The sequence below is a fragment of the Klebsiella sp. HN106 genome, assembly GCF_051209435.1.
GTDB lineage: Bacteria > Pseudomonadota > Gammaproteobacteria > Enterobacterales > Enterobacteriaceae > Klebsiella > Klebsiella oxytoca.
Genome location: NZ_JBLURD010000018.1, coordinates 18170 through 36149 on the forward strand (window position 1 = coordinate 18170; position 17980 = coordinate 36149).

Genomic DNA, 17980 nt, shown 5'->3' on the forward strand with positions numbered 1-17980 from the left:
TATGCTCACTCGGTTGCGAGAAATAGTCGAGAAGGTCGCGAGTGCGCCACGTTTAAACGAGGCGCTGGATATCCTGGTAACCGATATCTGCGCTGCGATGGAGACGGAAGTTTGTTCGGTTTATCTGGCTGATCATGACCGACGCTGTTATTACCTGATGGCGACGCGCGGGTTGAAAAAGCCCCGCGGGCGCATCGTTGCGCTTGCTTTTGATGAAGGCCTGGTCGGCCTGGTCGGCCGCCTGGCGGAACCCATCAACCTCGCCGACGCGCAAAAGCACCCCAGCTTTAAATATATTCCTGCCGTAAAAGAGGGCCGCTTTCGCGCTTTCCTCGGGGTGCCGATTATCCAGCGGCGTCAGCTGCTCGGCGTGCTGGTGGTACAGCAGCGCGAGCTGCGCCAGTTTGACGAAAGCGAAGAGTCTTTTCTTGTCACGCTGGCCACGCAAATCGCCGGCATTCTCTCCCAGTCCCAGCTAAACGCGCTATTTGGTCAGTATCGTCAGACCCGCATCCGCGCGCTGCCCGCATCGTCCGGCGTAGCAATTGCCGAAGGCTGGATGGACGTCAGCCTGCCGCTGATGGAGCAGGTTTATGAAGCCTCAACCCTCGATACCGCTTCCGAGCGCGAGCGGCTGACCGGCGCGCTGGAAGAGGCGGCGAATGAGTTTCGCCGCTACAGCAAACGCTACTCTGCCGGCGCGCAGAAAGAGACGGCGGCCATTTTTGACCTCTATTCACACCTGCTCTCTGACGCGCGCCTGCGCCGCGAGCTGTTTGCCGAAGTGGATAAAGGCGCGGTGGCCGAATGGGCGGTGAAAAAGATCATCGAGAAATTCGCCGAACAGTTTGCCGCGCTCAGCGATGGCTATCTGAAAGAGCGCGCGGGCGATCTGCGCACGCTGGGCCAGCGGCTGCTTTTCCATCTCGACGACAGTATTCAGGGGCCAAATACCTGGCCGGAGCGCATCGTGCTGGTGGCGGATGAACTGTCGGCCACCACCTTAGCGGAGGTTCCTCAGGATCGTTTAGCCGGCGTGGTGGTGCGCGATGGCGCGGCGAACTCCCATGCCGCGATTATGGTCCGCGCGTTGGGCATTCCGACGGTGATGGGGGCGGATATCCAGCCTTCGTTGCTGCACGGCCATACGCTGATTGTCGATGGCTATCGCGGCGAGCTGCTGGTCGACCCGGAGCCGGTGCTGCTGCAAGAGTATCAGCGCCTGATCAGCGAAGAAAACGAGCTTAGCCGCCTGGCTGAGGACGATCTTGAACGCGCTTCGGAACTGAAAAGCGGCGAGCGGGTAAAAGTGATGCTCAACGCGGGCCTGAGCCCCGAGCATGAAGAAAAGCTCGGCAATTTCGTCGACGGGATTGGACTTTACCGTACCGAAATCCCCTTTATGCTGCAAAGCGGCTTCCCCTCTGAAGAGGAGCAGGTTGCCCAATATCAGGGCATGCTGCAGATGTTCAACGATAAATCGGTGACGCTGCGCACGCTGGACATCGGCGCGGACAAACAGCTGCCGTACATGCCGATCAGCGAAGAGAACCCGTGCCTTGGCTGGCGTGGGATTCGGATCACGCTCGATCAGCCGGAGATCTTTCTGGTTCAGGTCCGCGCGATGCTGCGTGCCAACGCGGCGACCGGAAACCTCAGCATCCTGCTGCCGATGGTTACCAGCCTCGATGAAGTGGATGAGGCTCGTCGCCTGATCGATCGCGCCAGCCGCGAAGTGGAAGAGATGATCGGCTACGCCATTCCCCGCCCGCGTCTTGGCGTGATGCTGGAAGTGCCGTCGATGGTCTTTATGCTGCCGCAGCTGGCGAACCGCGTCGATTTTATTTCCGTCGGCACCAACGATCTGACCCAGTACATTCTGGCGGTGGATCGCAATAATACCCGGGTCGCCAGTATGTATGACAGCCTGCATCCTGGGGTTCTGCGGGCGCTGGCGATGATCGCCCGCGACGCCGAGCGTTTTGGTATCGATCTGCGCCTGTGCGGAGAAATGGCGGGCGATCCGATGTGCGTGACGATCCTGATTGGCATGGGTTATCGTCATCTGTCGATGAACGGCCGTTCGGTGGCGAGAGTGAAGTACCTGCTGCGGCGCATCGATATCAATGAAGCTCAGGAGCTTTCACAGCGAAGCCTGGAAGCGCAGATGACCGCCGAAGTGCGCCATCAGGTCGCGGCATTTATGGAACGACGAGGACTCGGCGGCCTGATTCGCGGCGGCCGTTAGCGCGGGCTACGGTTCAAGAATTTGTAGCCCGGGTAAGGCGTTAGCCGTGGCCCGGGACAACGCTGACGAGGTTCGAGCGGCCTGAGGGTTGGGTAGCCCGGACAGGCGCAGCGCGCCGCCTCCGGGAATGCTCAGCCGCGAATTCGCATTCGTATACATATCTTTTACATGTCCAACGGGGATCGCCCCTGGCGCTTATGCTATCATTCGCAGCCTTTGGAGCGCCCGTTTCTGACGCGCGTGAACGATCCCCGCTGTCCACTTTCGGCGGAATAACAAGTCTTTATGGTGACAGATGAATAGTGGCTACCTGCATTTTCCGGAGTTTGATCCGGTAATTTTTTCCATTGGACCGGTCTCCCTCCACTGGTACGGCCTGATGTACCTGGTTGGGTTTGTTTTTGCGATGTGGTTGGCCACCCGTCGGGCCAATCGTCCAGGCAGCGGTTGGACAAAAAACGAAGTTGAAAACCTGCTGTACGCCGGATTCCTTGGGGTTTTCCTCGGCGGGCGTCTTGGCTATGTCTTCTTCTACAACCTGCCGGTGTTCCTCGACGATCCGCTCTATCTGTTCCGCGTCTGGGACGGCGGTATGTCCTTCCACGGCGGCCTGATCGGCGTGATTCTGGTGATGATCATTTTCGCCAAACGCACCAAGCGTACCTTCTTCCAGGTTTCTGACTTCATTGCGCCGCTGATTCCGTTTGGCCTCGGCGCCGGGCGTCTGGGTAACTTTATCAACGGTGAACTGTGGGGGCGCGTCGATCCGAACTTCCACTACAGCATGATTTTCCCCGGCTCTCGGGCGGAAGATCTGGCGCTGCTGCCATCGCATCCGGAGTGGCAATCGCTGTTCGATACCTACGGCGCGCTGCCGCGTCATGCTTCGCAGCTCTATGAACTGGCGCTGGAAGGTGTGGTGCTGTTCCTGATCCTGAACCTCTTTATCCGTAAGCCGCGTCCGGCCGGTTCGGTTTCCGGGCTGTTCCTTATCGGCTATGGCTTGTTCCGCATCATCGTGGAATTCTTCCGCCAGCCTGATGCGCAGTTTACCGGCGGCTGGGTACAGTACATCAGCATGGGGCAGATTCTTTCGATTCCGATGGTGCTTGCGGGTATCATAATGATGGTCTGGGCGTACCGTTCTCGTCCGCAGCAACAAAATTCTTGAGGAACCATGAAACAGTATCTTGATTTGATGCAGAAAGTGCTCGACGAGGGCACGCAAAAAAATGACCGCACCGGTACCGGCACCGTCTCTATTTTCGGCCACCAGATGCGTTTTAACCTGCAGGAAGGATTCCCGTTGGTGACGACCAAGCGCTGTCATTTACGCTCCATCATCCATGAACTGCTGTGGTTCCTGAAGGGTGACACCAACGTCGCGTATCTGCACGAAAACAACGTCACTATCTGGGATGAATGGGCGGATGAAAACGGCGACCTGGGTCCGGTTTATGGCAAGCAGTGGCGTTCCTGGCCCGCGCCGGACGGCCGTCACATCGACCAGATTAGCACGGTGATGGAACAGCTGAAAAACGATCCGGACTCTCGTCGGATTATCGTCTCGGCCTGGAACGTCGGCGAACTGAACAAAATGGCGCTGGCGCCGTGCCATGCGTTCTTCCAGTTCTATGTCGCCGACGGCAAGCTCTCCTGCCAGCTCTATCAGCGCTCTTGCGACGTGTTCCTCGGCCTGCCGTTCAATATCGCCAGCTACGCGCTGCTGGTGCATATGGTAGCCCAGCAGTGCGACCTCGAAGTGGGCGATTTTGTCTGGACCGGCGGCGACACGCACCTGTACAGCAACCACATGGAGCAGACGCACCTGCAGCTAAGCCGCGAACCGCGGGCGCTGCCGAAGCTGGTGATCAAACGCAAGCCAGCGTCGATTTTCGACTACCGTTTTGAAGATTTCGAAATCGAAGGCTACGACCCGCATCCGGGGATAAAAGCACCGGTCGCGATTTAACCCCGAAGTCATGATGAAAACCGGCGCCTGCGAGCGCCGGTTTCTTTATGCGCCAGCCCGGCCGAGCCGCGGCTGTAAGCCGCTGGTCGTACGGATTTTTTGCGAGCAGATTTCCTGTACTTTTGTAATCCGTTGCAACGCCTTGAATACTCTCCGAGGCGCGACGCAAAGCGCCATTTTCCCGTTCGTATAAAGCCTCAATGCTACGCATACTCGGCCCATGAACAGAGAACATGGCTATACCCTGATTGAAACCCTGGTCACCATGGTCGTCGTCGTCATTCTTGGCGCCAGCGGACTTTATGGCTGGCAGAGCTGGCAACAGCAGCAGCGTCTGTGGCAAACCGCCTGCCAGGTTCGCGATTATCTGGTGCTGCTACGCGATGACGCCAACTGGCACAACCGCGACAGGGTATTAAGCGTCGACCGAAGCGCGGAGGGCTGGTGCCTGAGCGTCAGCGGAGCGACGAACGACTGTAGCGTCAGCAACGCTTTCACGCTGCAGCCGCTATGGCCGGAGGTTTCGCTCAGCGCGATGACGCCGGGGCTAGGATTTTACGGCCTGCGAAATACCGCCTGGGCGGGACATATCCGCCTGCAAAGCGCGGCGGGCGGCTGGAATATTATCGTTTCCAACTGGGGGCGAATCCGCCTGTGCCGCGGCGAGGAGACGGCATCATGTCTGTAAAACGTCGCGGTTTTTCGCTGCCGGAAACGCTGATCGCGATGGCTATTAGCTCCGTGCTATTGCTCGGCAGCGCGCGTTTTCTCCCGGCGCTGCAGTGGGCCGCGCTTCGCCAGACCCGGCAGCAGGCGCTGGAAAATGAACTATGGCAGCGAATCTACACCGTAGCGAAGCATCTGCAGCGCGCAGGTTATTGCCGTGGCCGCTGTAGCGGGCAACCGCTGTATATCGCAGAGAGCGGCGATTGCCTGCTTGTTCGTTGGGATGGCAACAGCGATGGCGTCTGGAATCGCTCTCCGTCATCAGAATCTGATACTACCGGATTTCGCCTGCGCGACGGGGCGCTGGAAACCCTGAGAGGGGCGGAGGAGTGTAGCGGCAAGGGCTGGGAGAAAATGACCAATCCAGCGGCGATTCAGGTCACCGTTTTTCAGGTTACCCGGCAGAATAAAACGGATTTTTCGCCTGAGTTGTCGATAACGCTGGCGGCGCATTCCGTTGCCGACCCGCAAATCCGCGCGCGAGCGGAATATGGCGTAACGGGGTATAACCTGTGAATCGCCAGCGCGGGCTCTCTTCGCTGCTGATGGTGCTACTGCTTTTAGCGCTTGGCACACTGTTACTCCAGGGGCTGCACCAGCAGCAGCGTTCGCTGTTAGCGCAGACGGCCAGCGAAACGCGGGCGCTTCGCGACGCTGCTGATGCGCATTCCGCGCTGCAGTGGGGAAAAACGCTGACCTGGCCGTTGCAAGAAGCGGTTAGCTGCCAGCAGAAGGCTGCACTCGACTGGCGCGCCTGTCTGAGGATCTTTAGCGACGCCTCGGTATTGCTCATTGGCAGCAGCGGCGGTGGCAGAATGCTGCTGTGGCAGTCGGGCGCTGTGGAACAAAACCGCGTCCATTTTTCACCACACGGCTGGAGCGATTTTTGCCCGTTAAAGGAGACGAGCCTATGCCAGATGCCCTGAGCCGGCAGAGAGGGTTTAGCCTACCGGAAACGCTCCTGGCTTTAGTCTTGCTGATCGTCACCGTTACCGCGCTGGCGGGCTATCAACGCGGGCTGGCCAGCAGTTCTATACAGCTCACCCAGTACCGTCAGCTGTGGCGCGATGCGTGGCGATTTGGTCAGCTTAGCCCTCCGGCGATTGCCGGGGGCCACCAGATATCCCGTATGCAGACATCGATGCAAAGATGTGTCAGCATCACGGTAACGATCACGATGCCCGCAGCCAGGCGGGCGCAGATGACCCGGCTCCATTGCCCGGTCAGTCAGTAGCCAGGAGCGAATATGTTAAGGGTGTACCACTCAAACCGTCTGGATGTGCTTGAAGCCTTGATGGAGTTTATCGTCGAGCGCCAGCGGCTGGATGACCCTTTTATGCCGGAAATGGTGCTGGTGCAGAGTACCGGGATGGCGCAGTGGCTGCAGATGACGCTGGCGAAGCGCTTCGGGATTGCGGCCAACATTGAGTTCCCGCTACCCGCCAGTTTTATCTGGGACATGTTCGTGCGGGTGCTGAAAGATATTCCCGGAGAAAGCGCGTTCAGCAAGCAAAACATGAGCTGGAAACTTATGACTCTGTTACCAGAGCGGCTTAATGATGAATCTTTTACGCTACTGCGCCACTACCTGCATGACGATAGCGACAAGCGTAAACTGTTTCAGCTGGCCGCCAGAGTGGCGGATCTCTACGACCAGTATCTGGTTTATCGCCCGGAGTGGCTGATGCGCTGGGAGGCTGACCAGCGCGTTGACGGGCTGGGAGAGGCGCAGGAGTGGCAGGCGCCGCTGTGGAAAGCGCTGGTGGAATATACCGCTGAGCTGGGCCAGCCGCTGTGGCATCGCGCCAACTTGTACCAACGTTTTATCAGCGCGCTTGAAGACGCCGAACAGCCGCCCGCCGGGCTGCCATCGCGGGTCTTTATTTGCGGAATATCGGCGCTGCCGCCGGTGTATCTGCAGGCGCTCCAGGCGCTGGGTAAACATGTTGATGTATATGTCCTCTTCACTAACCCGTGCCGCTACTATTGGGGCGACATCAAAGATCCGGCATTTCTGGCCAAACTGCTGTCCCGCCAGCGGCGCCACCACCGCGAAACGGCGCGAGAGCTGCCACTGTTCCGCGATGCGGAACAGGCGCCGGGGCTGTTCAACGACGCCGGTGAGCAGGATGTCGGCAACCCGCTACTGGCCTCCTGGGGTAAGCTGGGGCGCGACTATATCTACCTGCTGGCGGGTCTTGAACGCTATGAAGAGCTGGACGCTTTTGTCGATATTGTGCCGGATAACCTGCTGCATAATCTTCAGGCGGACATTCTCGAACTGCGCAATGAAGCCGTGGCCGGGCGCAGCGCCGAAGAGTTTGCCAATAGCGGCAGCAAGCGGCCATTGGCAGCGGACGATCGCAGCCTGACGATTCATGTTTGTCATAGCCCACAGCGAGAAGTTGAGGTGCTGCACGATCGGCTGCTGGCGATGCTCGAAGAGAATCCCGAGCTCACGCCGCGCGATATTATCGTCATGGTGGCGGATATCGATAGCTATAGCCCGTATATTCAGGCGGTTTTCGGCAGCGCCAGCGGCGAACGCTGGCTGCCGTGGGCGATTTCCGATCGACGCGCCCGTGAATCGCATCCGGCACTGCAGGCCTTTCTCACGCTCCTTTCGCTGCCCGATAGCCGCTTTGCCAGCGAAGATGTGCTGGCGCTGCTTGACGTGCCGGTGCTGGCGGCGCGCTTTAACATTGACGAAGAGGGGCTGCGCTACCTGCGACAGTGGGTGAACGAATCCGGCGTACGCTGGGGGATGGATGATGACAACGTGCGTGAACTCGACCTCCCGGCAACCGGCCAGCATACCTGGCGCTTTGGCCTGACGCGCATGTTATTGGGCTATGCCATGGACAGCAGCGAGGGTGAGTGGCGCTCGGTGCTGCCTTATGATGAGTCGAGCGGGCTGATTGCCGAGCTGGTGGGCAACCTGGCATCGCTGCTGATGCAGCTTAATCTCTGGCGTCGCGGGCTGGCCCAGGAGCGGCCACTGGCCGAGTGGCTACCGGTATGCCGCGATCTGCTGAACGACTTTTTCCTCCCGGATAACGAAACGGAAGCCGCCCTCGCGCTGATAGAACAGCAGTGGCAGGCGGTGATTGACGGCGGCGTCGACGCCCAGTATGGCGAAACGGTACCGCTCTCCTTGCTGCGCGATGAGCTGTCCCTGCGCCTCGATCAGCAGCGTATCAGCCAGCGCTTTCTCGCCGGGCCGGTTAATATTTGCACCCTGATGCCGATGCGTTCGATTCCTTTCAAGGTGGTCTGCCTGCTGGGGATGAACGACGGTGTTTATCCGCGCACGCTTGCGCCGCTGGGCTTTGACCTGATGAGTCAGAAGCCGCAGCGCGGCGACCGTAGCCGTCGCGATGACGACCGCTATCTGTTCCTTGAAGCCCTGATGTCCGCCGAGCAGAAACTCTATATCAGCTATATCGGCCGTTCTATTCAGGATAACAGCGAACGCTATCCCTCGGTTCTGGTTCAGGAGCTGGCGGACTATATCGGTCAGAGCCACTGCCTGGAAGGAGACGAAGATCTGGATTGCGATGCCAGCGAGCGTCGCGTTAAAGAACATATTACTCATCTGCATACCCGCATGCCTTTTGATGCCGCGAATTTTCTGGCGAACGAAGATCAAAGCTATGCCCGGGAATGGCTGGCGGCTGCCAGCCAGCAGGGGGAAGCCCACGGTGAGTTTATCCAGCCGCTACCGGTCCCTGAACTCGATCACCTGCCTCTGGAACAGCTGCTGCGCTTCTGGCAGCATCCGGTACGCGCCTTCTTTCAGCAGCGGCTGCGGGTGAATTTCCGCTCGGAAGAGAGCGAGATCCCTGACGATGAACCTTTTACCCTCGAAGGGCTGAGTCGCTATCAGCTGAACCAGCAGTTGCTTAATACGCTGATTGAGCAGCAGGACGCCTCGGCAATGTATCGCCGTTTTCGTGCCGCCGGGGAGCTACCCTATGGCGCATTCGGCGAACTGGCCTGGGAAACGCAGCGTCAGGAGATGCAGAACCTGGCAGAGCGGGTGATAGCCTGCCGTCAACCGGGGCAGAGCATGGAAATCGATCTGCAATGTAACGGAGTCAACATTACTGGCTGGCTACAGCAGGTACAATCCGACGGTTTGCTGCGCTGGCGGCCATCGTTATTAAGCGTGGCGCAGGGAATGCAACTTTGGCTGGAGCATCTTGTCTATTGTGCTAGCGGCGGTCGCGGCGAAAGTCGGCTGTTTGTGCGCAAAGAAGGCGAGTGGCGCTTTCCCCCGCTGGCGCAGGAACAGGCCCAGGAATACCTGAATGAGCTCGTTGACGGTTACCTGCAGGGAATGTCAAAACCGCTGCTGTTGCTGCCGGAAAGCGGCGGCGCATGGCTAAAAGTCTGTTATGACGCCGAAAAGAATGTCATGTTAATGGACGAAGAGACGCAGCAAAAAGCGCGCAGTAAATTTCTTCAGGCTTATGAAGGGAACATGGTGGTCAGAGGCGAAGGTGCCGACGTCTGGTATCAGCGCCTGTGGCGCACCCTGGAGCCGGAATACTATGAAGAGATCCTTACGCAAACGCAGCGTTATTTGCTACCGGTGTTTCGTTTTCATCAGTCCGAATAACATTGTAATAGTATAAAAATTGCGCAATAGATGGCACTTCATTTATGATGCGCAACCAATCACGGACTGATGTTTTATAAAGGCTGCATAGCGTGCAGCGCCAGGTTTGTTAATGATGAGGTCCGTGAATGCCCCGCAGTTTATGGTTCAAGGTTATTGTTTTACTGGCCGCCCTCTGGGCGCCGTTAAGTCAGGCAGACACCGGATGGCAACCGATTCAGGAAACCATCCGTAAAAGCGACAAAGATACCCGTCAATATCAGGCGATCCGCCTCGATAACGGCATGGTGGTATTGCTGGTTTCCGATCCCCAGGCGGTAAAATCGCTATCGGCGCTGGTCGTTCCCGTGGGGTCGCTGCAGGACCCCGCTGAGCATCAGGGACTGGCCCACTTCCTGGAGCATATGACGCTGATGGGGTCGAAAAAGTACCCGCAGCCGGATAGCCTCGCCGAATATCTCAAAATGCACGGCGGCAGCCATAACGCCAGTACCGCTCCGTACCGCACTGCCTTCTATCTTGAAGTAGAAAACGATGCTCTGGACGGCGCGGTCGATCGCCTGGCCGACGCCATCGCCGCTCCGCTGCTGGATAAAAAATATGCCGACCGCGAGCGTAATGCGGTCAACGCCGAGCTGACGATGGCGCGCAGCCGCGACGGGATGCGGATGGCGCAGGTCAGCGCAGAAACCATTAACCCGGCGCACCCCGGCTCGCAGTTTTCCGGCGGTAACCTTGAAACGCTGAGCGACAAGCCCGGCAAGCCGGTGCTTGATGCCCTGCACGCCTTTCGCGATAGCTGGTATTCCGCCAACCTGATGAAGGCGGTGATCTACAGCAACAAGCCTCTGCCGGAGCTGGCAAGTATCGCGGCGGCCACCTACGGTCGCGTGCCGAACCACGATATCAACAAACCGGAAATAACCGTCCCGGTGGTGACCGATGCGCAGAAGGGCATCATCATTCACTATGTCCCGGCGATGCCGCGTAAAGTCCTGCGCGTGGAGTTCCGCATTGATAACAATAGCGACCAGTTCCGCAGCAAAACCGACGAGCTGGTGACCTATATGATCGGTAATCGCAGTCCCGGCACGCTCTCAGACTGGCTGCAAAAGCAGGGGCTGGCTGAGGGTATTCGCGCGGACTCCGACCCGGTTGTCAACGGCAACAGCGGGGTGCTGGCTATTTCTGCTACTCTGACGGACAAAGGCCTGGCGCACCGCGATGAAGTGACCGCGGCCATCTTCAGCTACCTCAATCTGCTGCGTAGCCAGGGAATTGATAAACGCTATTTTGATGAACTGGCCCACGTGCTGGCGCTCGACTTCCGCTACCCGTCCATCAACCGCAATATGGATTACGTCGAATGGCTGGCGGACACCATGATCCGCGTGCCGGTCGAACATACCCTGGACGTAGTTAACATCGCCGATCGCTACGATCCGCAGGCGATCAAAGACCGTCTGGCGATGATGACGCCGCAAAATGCCCGTATCTGGTACATCAGCCCGAAAGAGCCGCATAACAAGACCGCCTACTTCGTTAATGCGCCCTATCAGGTGGATAAAATTAGCGAGCAGACTTTTGCCGACTGGCAGCAGAAGTCCAGCGCTATCGATCTCAAGCTGCCGGTGCTGAACCCCTATATTCCGGACGATTTTAGCTTAATCAAAAGCGATAAGGCTTACCCGCATCCGCAGCTGATTGTCGATGAACCGACGCTGCGGGTGATCTACGCGCCGAGTCAGTACTTCGCCAGCGAACCAAAAGCGGATATATCGCTGGTGCTGCGTAACCCGCAGGCGATGGACAGCGCCCGCCGTCAGGTGATGTTTGCCCTCAATGATTATCTGGCGGGTATCGCGCTCGATCAGCTCAGCAACCAGGCTGCGGTTGGGGGCATCAGCTTCTCTACCGGTGCAAATAACGGGCTGATGGTTAACGCCAACGGCTATACGCAGCATCTGCCAGAGCTGTTTAACGCCCTGCTGGACGGTTACTTTAGTTATACGCCAACCGAAGAGCAGCTGGAGCAGGCCAAATCCTGGTACGCGCAGATGATGGATTCGGCGGACAAAGGCAAAGCCTACGATCAGGCGATCATGCCGATTCAGATGGTTTCACAGGTGCCGTACTTTCAGCGTGAAGATCGCCGGGCGCTGCTGCCGTCGATTACGCTGAAAGAGGTGCTGGAGTATCGCGATAACCTCAAGGCGAAAGGGCGACCGGAGCTGCTGGTCATCGGTAACCTTACCGCCGAACGGTCAACGGCGATGGCCCGCCAGATCCAAAAACAGCTGGGGGCGGACGGCAACGAATGGTGCCGCAACAAAGACGTACTGGTTGATCGCAAGCAGCTGGCGATTTTTGAGAAAGCGGGTAACAGCACCGACTCCGCCCTTGCCGCTGTCTTCGCGCCGCCGAACCTGGACGAATACGCCAGCTCAGCTGCCAGCTCGCTTCTCGGGCAGATCGTCCAGCCGTGGTTCTACAACCAGCTGCGTACGGAAGAGCAGCTGGGATACGCGGTCTTCGCCTTCTCGATGAACGTGGGCCGCCAGTGGGGAATGGGCTTCCTGCTGCAAAGCAACGATAAGCAGCCGGCTTTCCTCTGGCAGCGCTTCCAGGCCTTCTTCCCCACGGCGGAAGCCAAACTGCGGGCGATGAAGCCGGAAGAGTTTGCGCAGATTCAGCAGACGGTCATCAGTCAGATGCTGGAGGCGCCGCAAACGCTGGGCGATGAAGCATCGAAGCTGAGCAAAGATTTCGATCGCGGTAATATGCGCTTCGATTCACGTGATAAAGTAGTGGCTCAGATTAAACTGCTGACGCCGCAAAAGCTTGCCGACTTCTTCCATCAGACGGTGGTGGATCCGCAGGGCATGGCAATTCTCTCCCAGGTTTCCGGTAGCCAGAATGGCAAGGCGGAATACGCGCATCCGCAGGATGGCAAAGTCTGGGAGAACGTCAGCGCGTTGCAGAAATCCTTACCCCTGATGCGAGAGAATGAATGACCGACACCGCCGAGTCTCTTGACCCACTGCGCTTGCCCCTGACGGGCGAGCGCCTGATAGAAGCCTCTGCGGGCACCGGAAAAACGTTTACCATCGCCGCGCTCTATCTGCGGCTGTTGCTGGGATTGGGTGGTGAATCCGCTTTCCCCCGGCAGATCAGCGTGGAAGAGCTGCTGGTGGTGACCTTTACCGAAGCGGCGACCGAAGAGCTGCGCGGACGTATCCGCAGCAATATCCACGAGCTGCGGATCGCCTGCCTGCGCGAAAGCACCGACAATCCTCTTTATGCCGGGCTGCTGGCGGAAATTGCCGATAAAGCCCAGGCGGCGCAAACGCTGCTGCTGGCCGAACGCCAGATGGATGAAGCAGCGGTATTTACCATTCACGGGTTCTGCCAGCGGATGCTGAGCCTTAACGCCTTTGAGTCCGGCATGCTGTTCGAACTGCAGCTGATTGAAGATGAATCCCGCCTGCGCTATCAGGCCTGCGCCGACTTCTGGCGTCGCCACTGCTACCCGCTGCCGCGCGAAATTGCTGCGGTTATCCACGAGGCGTGGAAAGGGCCGCGCGACCTGTTGAAATCCATCGACCGCTGGCTGCAAGGAGAGGCGCCGCAGCTAAAATCTCCGCCCCCTGCTGAAGAAACGCTGGCCGAACGCCACCAGCAAATTATTGAACGCATTAACGCGCTCAAACAGCAGTGGCTGGAACAGGCGAGCGAGATTGAGGCGGTACTGGAAACCTCCGGTCTCGACCGGCGCAAGTTCAATCGCGGCAATCAGGGCAAATGGCTGGAAAAAGTGACCGCCTGGGCCCAGGAAGAGACTTTGAGCTACCAGCTGCCGGATGCGCTGGAAAAGTTCTCTCAGCCCTTCTTGCTTGAGCGCACCAAAGCGGACGGCGCGCCGCCGGTACACCCGCTGTTCAGCGCGATAGAAGCGCTGCTGGCGACACCGTTAACCCTGACCGATCTGGTGATCGCCAGGGCGATGGTTGAAATCCGCGAGGCGGTCGCGCGGGAAAAACGCCGCCGCGGCGAGCTGGGATTTGACGATATGCTTAGCCGCCTGGATGACGCCCTGCGCGGAGAGAGCGGAGAAGCGCTGGCCAGCGCGATTCGTCAGCGCTTCCCGGTGGCGATGATCGATGAGTTTCAGGATACCGACCCGCAGCAGTACCGAATCTTTCGCCGCATCTGGCGGCGCCAGGCGGATACCGCGCTGCTGCTGATTGGCGACCCTAAACAGGCTATTTACGCCTTCCGCGGCGCGGATATCTTTACCTACATGAAAGCGCGTGGAGACGTCACCGCTCACTATACGCTCGATACCAACTGGCGCTCCGCCCCGGGGATGGTTGACAGCGTCAATCGCCTGTTTAGCCTCAGCGATAACCCTTTTATGTTTCGCGAAATCCCGTTCCTGCCGGTGAAATCGGCCGAGAAAAATCAGGGGCTGCGCTTTACCGTTGATGATACGGCGGTTCCGGCGATGAATATCTGGCTGATGCCGGGCGAGGCCGTGGGCGCAGGGGATTACCAGACGTTTATGGCCCAGCTGTGCGCGGCGCAAATTCGTGACTGGCTAAGCGCGGGCCAGCAGGGCAAGGCGCTGCTGTGGCGCGGTGAAAAAGCTGAACCCGTGCGGGCTTCAGACATCACGGTGCTGGTGCGCAATCGTCAGGAGGCGTCGTTAATTCGCGATGCCCTCCAGCTGCTGTCGATTCCTTCCGTCTATCTCTCCAACCGCGATAGCGTGTTTGAAACGCCGGAGGCGCAGGAGCTGCTGTGGCTGCTGCAGGCGGTGCTGGCCCCCGAGCGCGAGAATACCCTGCGCAGCGCGCTGGCGACCTCAATGTTCGGTCTTAACGCGCAGGATATCGAAAACCTCAACCAGAACGAACGGGCGTGGGATGAGCTGGTAGAAGAGTTTAGCGGCTACCGGCAAGTCTGGCGGCAGCGCGGCGTTATGCCGATGCTGCGCGCGCTGATGACCGCGCGGCGCATTGCAGAAAACCTTCTCGCAACCAACGGCGGCGAGCGGCGCCTGACCGATATCCTGCATATCAGCGAGCTGCTTCAGGAGGCGGCGAACCAGCTGGAGAGCGAACATGCGCTGGTGCGCTGGCTGGCGCAGCATATCGCCGAGCCGGATAGCAACGCCTCCAGCCAGCAGATGCGCCTGGAAAGCGACAAGCATCTGGTGCAGATCGTCACCATCCATAAATCGAAAGGGCTGGAGTATCCGCTGGTCTGGCTGCCGTTTATCGCGCGTTTTCGCAAACAGGATCAGGCGTTTTATCACGACAGAACCTCCTTTGCCGCCGTGCTCGATCTGGGCCAGGATGAGGGCAGCATGGAGCTGGCTGAGGCCGAACGTTTGGCCGAAGACTTACGTCTGCTGTACGTTGCGCTGACCCGGGCGGTCTGGCACTGCAGCCTGGGCGTTGCGCCGCTTAGCCCCCGCCGCAGCGACAAGCCCGGCGCCAGCGATTTTCACCACAGCGCGCTGGGGCGGCTGCTGCAGGGCGGAGAAGCGATGGACGCCGCAGGGCTAACGGCGCGACTGCAGGCGTTTTGCAGCGGGGATATCGCCCTGCAGCTCCCCGCGACGACGACGCAGACGCCCTGGCAGGCTCCACAGTCGGCGCTGCCGCCGCTCTCCGCGCGTCTGCTTGAGCGTTCGATGAGCGATGACTGGCGCGTCACCAGCTACTCCGGCCTGCAGCAAAACGGACACAGCGCGGCGCAGGACCTTTTACCGCGTCTGGATATCGATGCCGCAGGCGTCGGCGATGTGGCGGAAGAACCGCAGCTTACGCCGCACCACTTCCCGCGCGGAGCATCGCCAGGCACGTTTCTGCACAGCCTGTTTGAAGATATTGATTTCACCCAGCCGGTCCTAGCCGACTGGATGGCGGAAAAGCTCCAGCTTAGCGGCTTCGAGGAGAAATGGGCCCCAGTACTGACCGAATGGCTCGACAGCGTGCTGCGTACCCGTCTCCCTGGCGCGGAGATCGCGCTGAATCAGCTTAGCGAGCGTGATAAACAGGTGGAGATGGCTTTTTATCTGCCCATCGAGCAGCCTCTGGATCCGCTGCGCCTGGATGCGCTGATTCGTCAGTACGATCCGCTCTCCGTCGATACCCCCATGCTCGATTTCCGCCAGGTGCGCGGTATGCTGAAAGGCTTTATTGACCTGGTATTTCGCCATAACGGCCGTTATTACCTGCTGGATTACAAATCCAACTGGCTGGGGAAAGATCGCGAGGCCTATACCCAGGAAGCGATGATGCAGGCTATGCGCACCCATCGTTACGATTTGCAGTATCAGCTCTACAGCCTGGCGCTGCACCGTTATCTGCGCCACCGTATTGCCGATTATGATTACGAACGCCACTTTGGCGGCGTCATTTATCTCTTTTTACGCGGTATGGATGGACAGGACGGCGGGCAGGGTATTTTTACCACCCGTCCGGCGCGACCGCTGATTGACGGCCTTGATGCGCTGTTTGCTGGAGAAACTCAGGAGGTGGCGCTATGAACCTGGATGAACTATTGCTGCAGGCGGTTGAGCAGCGACTGCTGCGCCCGCTGGACGTTCAGTTTGCGCTAATGGTGGCGCAAGAAGCGCATCCGGCGGTGAAGCTGGTCGCGGCGATCCTCAGTCGCGATGCTGGTGAAGGGCACGTCTGTCTGCCGATTTCGCGTCTTGTCGATGATGAACTGTTGAAGGCTAAAGCAGGTGGCCTGAGCGAGCGAATTCTTGAACTGACCGGCGCGCCGGACGGCTGGCTGCCGCTGCTCAATGATTCCGAGGCCGTCAGCTGCGGAGAGCGGCCAGCGCCGATGATTCTCTGCGGCGATCGGCTTTACCTTAACCGCATGTGGCGCAACGAATTAACCGTCGCGCGCTTTTTCAATGAAGCCAATCAGGTGCTGGAGGTGGATGAAGCCCGGCTGGCAGCGACGCTCGACGCGCTGTTTCCGCCCGCAGAGGAAACTGACTGGCAAAAAGTGGCGGCTGCTGTCGCCCTGACCCGGCGGATTTCGGTAATTTCCGGCGGACCGGGCACAGGTAAAACCACGACCGTCGCTAAACTCCTGGCCGCGCTGATCCAGACCTTCTCCAGCCCGCGCTGCCGTATTCGCCTGGCTGCGCCGACCGGTAAAGCCGCGGCGCGCCTGACCGAGTCCCTTGGCGCTGCGCTGCGCCGTCTTCCTCTCACCGACGAACAAAAGGCGCTGGTGCCCACCGAAGCCAGTACCCTCCATCGCCTGCTGGGCGCGCAGCCGGGAAGCCAGCGGATGCGCTATCACAGCGGAAACCCGCTGCATCTTGATGTGCTGGTGGTCGATGAAGCCTCAATGATTGACCTGCCGATGATGTCGCGCCTGATCGATGCGCTACCTGAGCACGGAAGGGTGATTTTCCTTGGCGACCGCGATCAGCTGGCTTCGGTCGAGGCCGGGGCCGTGCTCGGCGATATCTGCGCGTGGGTTAATGCAGGCTATACCCCGGAGCGGGCGACGCAGCTCGCCCGGTTAACCGGCCAGTCGGTTCCGGCAGGCGAGGGTAATATGGCCGGTTCGCTCCGCGATAGCCTGTGCCTGCTGCAGAAAAGCTACCGTTTCGGTCGCCATTCCGGTATCGGCCAGCTGGCCTGGGCGGTGAACAGCGGCGATCGCAGCGCGGTACGCGCAACGCTGCGCCAGTCATTTGACGATATCGCTCTGTATCCGCTGAGCGCCACCGAAGAGTATGAAGCGATGCTGAATCAGGCGCAGGCGGGCTACGGCCGCTTCCTGCAGCTGCTGCGCGCTCGGGCAGAGCCCGAAGAGATGATCGCCGCTTTTGGCGAATTCCAGCTGCTGTGCGCGCTGCGCGAGGGCCCGTATGGCGTCAGCGGAGTTAATGAACAGCTGGAGCAGATGCTCAACCGCAAGCGGGCGATTACGTTACCGCGCCATTCGCGCTGGTATGAAGGTCGGCCGGTGATGATCTCGCGCAACGACAGCGCGCTGGGGCTGTTTAACGGCGATATCGGTATCGCGCTGGAAAGAGGTGATGGCCTGCGCGTCTGGTTCCCGATGCCTGATGGCAGCATCAAGTCGGTACAGCCGAGTCGTCTGCCGGAGCATGATACCGCCTGGGCGATGACGGTGCATAAATCGCAGGGGTCGGAGTTCGATCACGCGGCGCTGATCCTGCCTTCGCGCAGCGTGCCGCTGGTGACCCGCGAGCTGGTTTATACCGCTATAACTCGCGCGAAACGGCAGCTGTCGATCTATGCCGATGAGCAGGTACTGACCCAGGCGGTTGTCGCGCGTACCGAACGACGCAGCGGCCTGGCGGATATTTTTTCCGCTCAGTGATGTTTTCCCCGGTCAGCCATGCGCT

The 17980-nt window shown here is 59.3% G+C and carries 12 protein-coding genes; 11 read left to right on the forward strand and 1 reads right to left on the reverse strand.

Going from position 1 to position 17980, the window contains the following annotated elements; translation table 11 throughout:
• Position 1 precedes the first annotated feature (1 nt).
• Positions 2-2248 (forward strand): phosphoenolpyruvate--protein phosphotransferase, encoded by a 2247-nt coding sequence (gene ptsP, locus ACSIPU_RS26490; protein ID WP_004105247.1) that lies wholly within the window; start codon positions 2-4, stop codon positions 2246-2248.
• A 6-nt stretch (positions 2249-2254) separates the two neighbouring features.
• Here ptsP and ACSIPU_RS26495 read toward each other — a convergent pair whose 3' ends face one another.
• Entirely contained in the window at positions 2255-2407 is a 153-nt protein-coding gene (locus ACSIPU_RS26495) for a hypothetical protein (RefSeq protein WP_227685286.1), read from the reverse strand.
• A gap of 136 nt (positions 2408-2543) precedes the next feature.
• Between ACSIPU_RS26495 and lgt the strand changes: the two genes are divergently transcribed.
• The 10 genes from lgt (at position 2544) to recD (ending at position 17955) form a co-directional block, all read left to right on the forward strand.
• The gene (lgt, locus tag ACSIPU_RS26500; protein ID WP_004115094.1) at positions 2544-3419 is read left to right on the forward strand and encodes a prolipoprotein diacylglyceryl transferase; all 876 of its coding nucleotides are present in this window, start codon (positions 2544-2546) and stop codon (positions 3417-3419) included.
• Between the two features lie 6 nt (positions 3420-3425).
• Positions 3426-4220, forward strand: coding sequence for a thymidylate synthase (gene thyA, locus ACSIPU_RS26505; RefSeq protein WP_004105244.1), 795 nt, complete (start codon positions 3426-3428; stop codon positions 4218-4220).
• A 220-nt stretch (positions 4221-4440) separates the two neighbouring features.
• Positions 4441-4908, forward strand: coding sequence for a prepilin peptidase-dependent protein (locus tag ACSIPU_RS26510; protein ID WP_016809903.1), 468 nt, complete (start codon positions 4441-4443; stop codon positions 4906-4908).
• Complete coding sequence (locus ACSIPU_RS26515) at positions 4899-5462, forward strand: prepilin peptidase-dependent protein (protein WP_004105241.1); 564 nt, start codon at positions 4899-4901, stop codon at positions 5460-5462. The genes ACSIPU_RS26510 and ACSIPU_RS26515 overlap by 10 nt, the downstream gene beginning before the upstream one ends.
• Positions 5459-5872, forward strand: coding sequence for a DUF2509 family protein (locus ACSIPU_RS26520; RefSeq protein WP_004105239.1), 414 nt, complete (start codon positions 5459-5461; stop codon positions 5870-5872). The genes ACSIPU_RS26515 and ACSIPU_RS26520 overlap by 4 nt, the downstream gene beginning before the upstream one ends.
• A complete protein-coding gene (locus ACSIPU_RS26525) occupies positions 5857-6180 on the forward strand; it encodes a prepilin-type N-terminal cleavage/methylation domain-containing protein (RefSeq protein ID WP_024274652.1) in 324 nt (107 codons plus the stop codon). Before ACSIPU_RS26520 ends, ACSIPU_RS26525 begins: the two co-directional genes overlap by 16 nt.
• A gap of 12 nt (positions 6181-6192) precedes the next feature.
• The gene (gene recC / locus ACSIPU_RS26530) at positions 6193-9567 is read left to right on the forward strand and encodes an exodeoxyribonuclease V subunit gamma (protein ID WP_196558178.1); all 3375 of its coding nucleotides are present in this window, start codon (positions 6193-6195) and stop codon (positions 9565-9567) included.
• A gap of 128 nt (positions 9568-9695) precedes the next feature.
• Entirely contained in the window at positions 9696-12581 is a 2886-nt protein-coding gene (gene ptrA, locus ACSIPU_RS26535; RefSeq protein ID WP_053064397.1) for a pitrilysin, read from the forward strand.
• Positions 12578-16123: an exodeoxyribonuclease V subunit beta gene (gene recB / locus ACSIPU_RS26540; protein WP_196558179.1), complete on the forward strand. Its 3546-nt coding sequence runs from the start codon at positions 12578-12580 to the stop codon at positions 16121-16123. Before ptrA ends, recB begins: the two co-directional genes overlap by 4 nt.
• A complete protein-coding gene (recD, locus tag ACSIPU_RS26545; RefSeq protein WP_049094250.1) occupies positions 16120-17955 on the forward strand; it encodes an exodeoxyribonuclease V subunit alpha in 1836 nt (611 codons plus the stop codon). Before recB ends, recD begins: the two co-directional genes overlap by 4 nt.
• The last annotated feature ends 25 nt before the right edge of the window (positions 17956-17980 follow it).

Coding starts and splice junctions, on each gene's coding strand:
- ptrA (WP_053064397.1), top strand. CDS start 9,696: ATGCCCCGCAGTTTATGGTTCAAGGTTATTGTTTTACTGGCCGCCCTC.
- thyA (WP_004105244.1), top strand. CDS start 3,426: ATGAAACAGTATCTTGATTTGATGCAGAAAGTGCTCGACGAGGGCACG.
- ACSIPU_RS26495 (WP_227685286.1), bottom strand. CDS start 2,407: ATGTATACGAATGCGAATTCGCGGCTGAGCATTCCCGGAGGCGGCGCG.
- ACSIPU_RS26510 (WP_016809903.1), top strand. CDS start 4,441: ATGAACAGAGAACATGGCTATACCCTGATTGAAACCCTGGTCACCATG.
- recD (WP_049094250.1), top strand. CDS start 16,120: ATGAACCTGGATGAACTATTGCTGCAGGCGGTTGAGCAGCGACTGCTG.
- ACSIPU_RS26515 (WP_004105241.1), top strand. CDS start 4,899: ATGTCTGTAAAACGTCGCGGTTTTTCGCTGCCGGAAACGCTGATCGCG.
- ACSIPU_RS26525 (WP_024274652.1), top strand. CDS start 5,857: ATGCCAGATGCCCTGAGCCGGCAGAGAGGGTTTAGCCTACCGGAAACG.
- lgt (WP_004115094.1), top strand. CDS start 2,544: ATGAATAGTGGCTACCTGCATTTTCCGGAGTTTGATCCGGTAATTTTT.
- ptsP (WP_004105247.1), top strand. CDS start 2: ATGCTCACTCGGTTGCGAGAAATAGTCGAGAAGGTCGCGAGTGCGCCA.
- recB (WP_196558179.1), top strand. CDS start 12,578: ATGACCGACACCGCCGAGTCTCTTGACCCACTGCGCTTGCCCCTGACG.
- recC (WP_196558178.1), top strand. CDS start 6,193: ATGTTAAGGGTGTACCACTCAAACCGTCTGGATGTGCTTGAAGCCTTG.